Annotated in this window: 3 protein-coding genes and 2 pseudogenes; 3 read left to right on the forward strand and 2 right to left on the reverse strand. The window is 32.0% G+C overall.

Annotated features, from left to right (window positions below; all coding sequences use genetic code 11):
• Positions 1–1,172, reverse strand: a pseudogene (locus ELQ12_RS09095) (cache domain-containing protein); the annotation flags it as partial.
• Between the two features lie 166 nt (positions 1,173–1,338).
• Between ELQ12_RS09095 and ELQ12_RS09100 the strand changes: the two are divergent.
• Entirely contained in the window at positions 1,339–1,914 is a 576-nt protein-coding gene (locus ELQ12_RS09100) for a cytochrome c3 family protein (RefSeq protein WP_070261549.1), read from the forward strand.
• A 10-nt stretch (positions 1,915–1,924) separates the two neighbouring features.
• Positions 1,925–4,441 (forward strand): molybdopterin guanine dinucleotide-containing S/N-oxide reductase, encoded by a 2,517-nt coding sequence (locus tag ELQ12_RS09105; protein ID WP_134264729.1) that lies wholly within the window; start codon positions 1,925–1,927, stop codon positions 4,439–4,441.
• Between the two features lie 24 nt (positions 4,442–4,465).
• On the opposite strand, the gene zupT is transcribed toward ELQ12_RS09105, so the two are convergent.
• The gene (gene zupT, locus ELQ12_RS09110; protein ID WP_052776816.1) at positions 4,466–5,341 is read right to left on the reverse strand and encodes a zinc transporter ZupT; all 876 of its coding nucleotides are present in this window, start codon (positions 5,339–5,341) and stop codon (positions 4,466–4,468) included.
• A 168-nt stretch (positions 5,342–5,509) separates the two neighbouring features.
• Here zupT and ELQ12_RS09115 point away from each other — a divergent pair.
• Positions 5,510–6,792 (forward strand): annotated as a pseudogene (locus ELQ12_RS09115) (cache domain-containing protein); the annotation flags it as partial.

The raw sequence follows: 6,792 nt of genomic DNA on the forward strand, positions 1-6,792 counted from the left end.
ATTTGTCCAAATTCATCATTGCTTTTTACTTCTATAGTAGAAACATTTTTTGTTTTATGGTTGATGAAGTCAAAGAAATTTTGCAAAGATTTAAAAATTGAATTAATTTTTGCACTTACCATATATTTTATACACATATATACAATAGCTGAAATTATAATTAAAAATATAACAACTACAGCAACTATAATTAACTGAAGATGATATAAAGGTTTTAAAACTGAATTTTTAGGGGTTGTTACAAGTATACTCCAGCGACTTGAATCTTCTAATGTACTAAAAGAAGAAACCGAAGCATAACTGGTTAAACCTGTAGATGTATAAAAATTATTGATTAAAAGATCTCTATGTTCTTTAATAGCACTTAATATAGGAGCTACAGAAGGAGAATGGTTGTATTCATTGATTTTTTGCAAAATTGCTTTAGGATTTTCATGAATAACAAATGTTCCATCATCTGTAAGTAGTAATCTTTGATCTCCTTCGTGAAAATTTAATGAAGGATTAAGTAAAGCTTTAGACATCTGTGAAAGCTCTAAAGAGAAACCAATAACTCCTGCAAAATCTCCTTTTTGATTAAAAATAGGCATTCCTAAGTTTATTCCTAAAAATTCTCCATTACCATAATCAAGACGCTTAACTGAACCAAAAATAACCTTTTGCTCTCCATTGTGCACATTGTTTTCAATTTTTGAGATTACAGGTATACTGTTATACATATTTTTATTTTGTATAAATGTTTTAATACCTCCGTCAATCCCTGGAGTTGAATCATTATAAACAATAGATAAATTTCCATTTTGAATGTCTTTTTCTTTATTTCCTGATAAGACTGAAAGATCTTTAATGTACAAAAAAGCATAAGTGGTATGCATACTTGAATCTAATGTTTTTTTGGTTAAATTTTCCAATACATTAATGTCAATATTCCCATTATCATTAATAACTTGTTGTATGCTAGTACCTAATGCTTTAGAGAGTAAAAAAGGTTCGTTAAGTGTGGATTGCATATAATTTACATATCTTTTTGAAGCTATGTCTAGAGCAATTTCTGCTTCTTTTTCCATATTTTGAGAAACTTTCCATGATATGATGGCAATCATAAAGACTAAGCTAACCATAACACTTCCAATTACTGAAAGGGTTAATTTAGTTCCGATAGATTTTAACATTGTCTTCCTTTCTTGTATATTTATTTTCTAAATTATAACTATAAAATGCTTATTTTTTTCTAAAAAAGTTATTAATTATTAATTAATATTTTATTAATATTAATTAATAATTAAATTAAATAGTGTTAAAATACATTTACATCAAATTTATATTAAGGAATTAGTAATGAAAAAAATTTTCATTTCTTTTGTTGTCCTAGCGACATGTTTATGGGCAAAAAATACCGCCTATACCGATGAAGTTGTATCGCTTTATCTTAATAAAGATGATACTAAAGTCATAGGAAGACTTTTACCTACAAATCCTTTTGAAGTGTTAAAAAGCGAAAATAACAGGGTTTTGCTAAAAATTGATGGTTATGTAAATCCTAAAGCACCTTCTGTGATTTATTTCAATGACTCTCAAAGAATTATTGTTGCAGCTTTTTCTAAAAATACAAAATTAAATTTCTCTCAAAGAATAACTGGAAAAAATGGCAAATGGGATAAGGTAAGCCTTGAAATTTGGGCAGATAAAAAAGAATTTGTAAAGACAAATAAAGAAATGTTAAATCGAGCCAAAGAGCTTTTTGTAAATAACTGCGGAATTTGCCACGCTATCCACAAAGAAAAAGAATTTACAGCTAACGCTTGGCCTGCAATTTTCCGTTCTATGGCTGATAGAACAGGTATTGATAAAAAAGACAGATGGTTAGTTATAGAATACTTACAAAAAAACGCAAAAGATTTTAAAACAAAATAAGGAGAAAAGCATGCTAGATAGAAGAAAATTTTTAAAAATTGGAGCGAGCTTAAGTGCTTTACCTCTCATTCCAAGCTTAAGTGCAGGAAAAACCGTAGAAGCTTCAAAAGTTAGCCTTGGACTTGTAAAAAATGGAGAAGTGATCACTGCAGCACACTGGGGGATTTTAAAACTCACTATAAAAGATGGCAAAATAGTAAAAAGCGAACCTTGGGAAAAAGTTACAAAAATGGATAATCCTTTACAGCACTATACCGCCGATATGGTTTATAAATCTCGTGTGAAGTATCCTTATGTACGTAAATCCTACCTTGAAAATCCTGACAATCCCAAACCTGAGCTTCGCGGAAAAGATGAATTTGTTCGCGTAAGTTATGATGAAGCAGTCAAACTTATCGCTAAAGAGCTTAAAAAAACAAGAGATAGTAAAGGTGCAAGTGCAATTTTTGGTGGAAGTTATGGCTGGAAATCAAGTGGAAATATGCAAAACTCACGTATCTTGCTTCATAGATTTTTAAATGTAACAGGTGGATTTGTAGGGGCTACGGGGGACTATTCTACAGGAGCTTCTCAAGTGATTATGCCTTATGTTGTAGGATCGATTGAAGTTTATGAGCAACAAACCTCATGGGAAAATATCTTAAGTGATTCTAAATATGTTGTGATTTGGGGTGCTGATCCGCTTTCTACTTTACGCATAGCTTGGACTTCAAACGAACAAAGAGGTTTGGCATACTTTGAAAAACTTAAAGACAGTAAAATCAAAGTGATTTGTATAGATCCTATAAAAACCACTACAGCGAAATTTTTAAATGCCAAATGGATAGCTCCACGCCCAAATACCGATGTAGCTTTAATGATGGGTATGGCAAGCCATTTAATTGCTAAGAAAAAAGTTAATTACGAGTTTTTAGACACTTACACTACAGGCTTTGATAAATTTAAAGATTATTTAGAAGGTAAAGAAGATGGAGTGAAAAAAGATACCAAATGGGCAAGTAAAATTTGCGGTATCGATGAAAAAACTATCAAAAAATTAGCTGAAACTTTTTATGATAATCCTACTATGATTATGAGTGGTTGGGGTATGCAAAGAGCACATCATGGCGAACAGCCTCACTGGATGCTAGTTACTCTTTGTGCAATGTTAGGACAAATCGGCACAAAAGGAGGCGGTTTTGGACTAAGCTATCATTACAGCAATGGCGGTGTTCCAACTTGCAAAGGCGGAGTTATCGGCGGTATGACAGCAGGTAGTTTAGGGATTTGGAAAAATGGTAAATTTAAAGGTTTAGTAAAAAGCGAAACTTCAAACGAAGGCGCAGAATGGCTTCAAAATGCAGCGAGTTATTCTTTCCCTGTAGCAAGAATCGCTGATGCTTTACTTCACCCTGGAAAAACCATAGATCACAACGGCTCTAAGCTTACCTATCCTGATATTGATTTTATTTACTGGGTAGGCGGAAATCCTTTAGTGCACCATCAAGATACTAACACTAACGTAAAAGCATGGAGAAAACCACGCACCGTTGTGGTAAATGAAATTTACTGGACTCCAACAGCTAAAATGGCAGATATTGTTATGCCTGCAACTTCATCTTATGAAAGAGATGATATTACCATGACAGGAGATTATTCAAATATGCATATAGCTCCTATGAAACAAGCAGTTGAGCCTGTGGGTGAAAGCAAAGATGATTATGTAATTTTCTCTGATATTTGTAAAATTTATGGAAAAGATGTCTTTAATGCCTACACAGAAAATGGCAAAAAAGCTAAAGATTTCATCAAAGAATACTACAACAGTGCCCTAAAACAAACTCAAAGTTTTGGCGAAGCTTTTGCTATTCCTATGCCAAGTTTTGAAGAATTTTGGGCTAAAAATGAACCAATCACTTTTGAACCAACAGCTGAAAGTTTAGAATGGACTCGTTTTTCAGAATTTATAGAAGATCCTATCTTAAATGCTCTGGGTACAGATTCAGGACTCATTGAAATTTACTCAGAAGCGATTAAAAATTATAATTATGATGATTGCAAAGCCCATCCTACTTGGTTTGAGCCTATTGAATGGCTTGGAAATGCAACCAAAGAAGCACCTTTCCACTTACTTACAAATCACCCAAGAGATCGCTTGCACTCTCAACTTTGCCACACAAGCTTAAGAGATACTTATGCAATAAAAGATAGAGAGCCGATTTTAATCAATTCCAAAGATGCAAAAAAACTTGGTATAAAAAATGGCGATGTAGTACGCGTGTTTAACAAACGCGGTGAAGTTTTAGCAGGGGCTGTTGTAAGCGATGAAATCATGCAAGGGGTTGTAAGGATTTGTGAAGGTGCTTGGTATGATCCTAATGAAAACGGACTTTGCAAATGTGGAAATGCAAATGTTTTAACCATGGATATGCCAACTTCAAAACTTGCCAATGGCAATATCTCTCACACAGGGCTCGTAAACATAGAAAAATTTAAAGGTGAACTACCAAAACTTACTGCCTTTAATGCGCCAAAAGGTGTGAATTAAATTGCAAGAAAGCCGTAAGGCTTTCTATTGTCCAAGCAAATTTAAACTTAAAGCCATTATTGCCATTCCTAATATAAGTCCATATAAACTATCATGGGCCTTATCATAAGTTTTTGCAGCGGGCAAAAGTTCATCAAGAGATATAAAAACCATAATTCCTGCAATCACAGCAAAACTTATAGCTAAAGTAAGATCGCCTATAAAAGGCAATAAAATCAAAGCTCCAACAAAAGCACCCAAAGGCTCTGCAAAACCCGAAAGAGCTGAATAAATAAAAGCCTTTTTCTTATTTCCTGTAGCATGGTAAATTGGCAAACTCACGGCCAAACCTTCAGGGATATTGTGTATAGCCACAGCTATAGCTATAGCAATTCCTAAAGTAAGATTGTCAAGACTCGAAATAAAAGTAGCAAAACCTTCTGGGAAATTATGTATAGCAATAGCTAAAGCTGTAAAAATCCCTGTGCGTTTCAAAGCTTTAGTATTGATCTGATGCAACTTTTCTCCAGGATGAAATTTCGGAGGATTTTGTCCTTTTTGAGGTAAGGGACAAATTTTTAACTCGCTTAAATCCTCTTTGGGCTCGTGAGGATTGACATCTTCGGGGATTAATTTATCAATCAATAAAGATATTAAAATTCCACCAAAAAAACAAGCCAATCCTAAAAGCTCAGCCCAATGCGAATCATAGTGATTTTTAAAATCTTTCAGCGCAGTGGGTAAAATTTCCATGAAAGAAATATATATCATTACCCCAGCTGAAAAACCAAGTCCTAAAGAAAGCACCCTTAAATCATCTTTTCTAGAAAAAAAGGCTATTATAGAACCTATAGCTGTAGAAAAACCTGCAAAAAGAGTCAGTAGCATTGCGATAAAAATTTGTTCAAAGGTAAATTGCATTAATAATTCTTAACTTCAATAAAATTTTAATATTTTAAATACTTATATTTATAAAAAGTTAACATATGGTAAAATTACAAAAGATATTAAAATTTTTAAGAATATTTTAAAAAATTATAGAATACTATACTAAGTTTTTTATAAATTTTTAAAAGTTAAGGAAAAAATATGAATTTTCGTTCTTTAAATATAAGCACTAAGCTTATTCTATCTGTAGCTATAGGGGTAATTTTAGGCATTATCGTATTAGTTTCAACAGTTTCCATATATATTTCTGAAAATATGGAAAAAGAGGCCAAAGATTCAATATTTTTAGCTTCAAAAAGATACACCAATTATATGGAAGGTATTCTAAATGAAACTGTTGCACTTGCAAAAGGAACCGCAACTTCCTTAAATGATATGTTTGAACACAATAATCAAGTTGATGCTGATTTGATTGAAAGCTTAATGAAAAATTTATTTGATAGTAGTTTATATTCAGCTTATACTTTTTTGTATTTAAAAGATACTTCAGTGCTAGGGGATGCTCAAGGAATTGATAAAAGATACACAAGTTCTGATGGTAAAACTTTTGCTATGATTTATTTTGATCAAACCACTGGAAAATCTGGAGGAATAGAAACGATTCAAACGCCAAATAATTTTGGTAATTTAAAGATTATAGAGCAAGTAGAAAAAAACGCTAAATATGGAGATAAAGATAGTTTATTTGTTGGGCCACCAACTAAACTTAACTACGATGGAAAAGATTTTCTAGGTATTAATTTTGGAATGCCTATTTTTAATAATAAAGGTAAATTGATTGGAGTTGCTGGATATACTTTAGATTTTTCTGAAGTTTCTGAAACCATACTTGACCCAAAATTAGATTTTTTTGAAGGGGATTTAAGATTTTTAATGACTGATAAAGGTGTTATTGCCATTCATAAAAATCATAATGCCATTTTAAAAACACTCAGTGATATAAATAAAGATCCCTCTGTGGAGTTAGTCAATAATGCTGTTAAAGAACACAAAACTGTTATAATAGATGATTATGTTGCTTCAACTGGAGATTTAAGCTATGCATCCGTTTCATCTTTTAGTACTGCAAATAATTCAAGTTATTGGAGTATGGTTGTAACTGCTCCTAAAAATTCAGTTTTAGCACCTTTAAAGAAATTAGAAATTATTTTTATCGTTATTTCTTTTTTTATACTACTTGTCATATTGATTATAGTTTATGTCTGCGTTAAAAAAATAGTTGGATCTAGAATTCCTGTCATTTTAAAATCTTTAGAAAATTTCTTTCGTTTTTTAAATCACGAAAAACACGAAGTTGATTTAATTTCAATCAAAGCCGATGATGAACTTGGAAAAATGGGCAAAATGATCAACGAAAACATCCTTGCTACTAAAAAAGGTTTAGAACAAGACAATCAAGCTGTTAAAGAATCAGTTCAAACCGT

The sequence above is a fragment of the Campylobacter sp. US25a genome, assembly GCF_004379075.1.
In the GTDB taxonomy this organism is placed as follows: Bacteria; Campylobacterota; Campylobacteria; order Campylobacterales; family Campylobacteraceae; genus Campylobacter_D; species Campylobacter_D jejuni.

Coding starts and splice junctions, on each gene's coding strand:
- zupT (WP_052776816.1), bottom strand. CDS start 5,341: ATGCAATTTACCTTTGAACAAATTTTTATCGCAATGCTACTGACTCTT.
- ELQ12_RS09105 (WP_134264729.1), top strand. CDS start 1,925: ATGCTAGATAGAAGAAAATTTTTAAAAATTGGAGCGAGCTTAAGTGCT.
- ELQ12_RS09100 (WP_070261549.1), top strand. CDS start 1,339: ATGAAAAAAATTTTCATTTCTTTTGTTGTCCTAGCGACATGTTTATGG.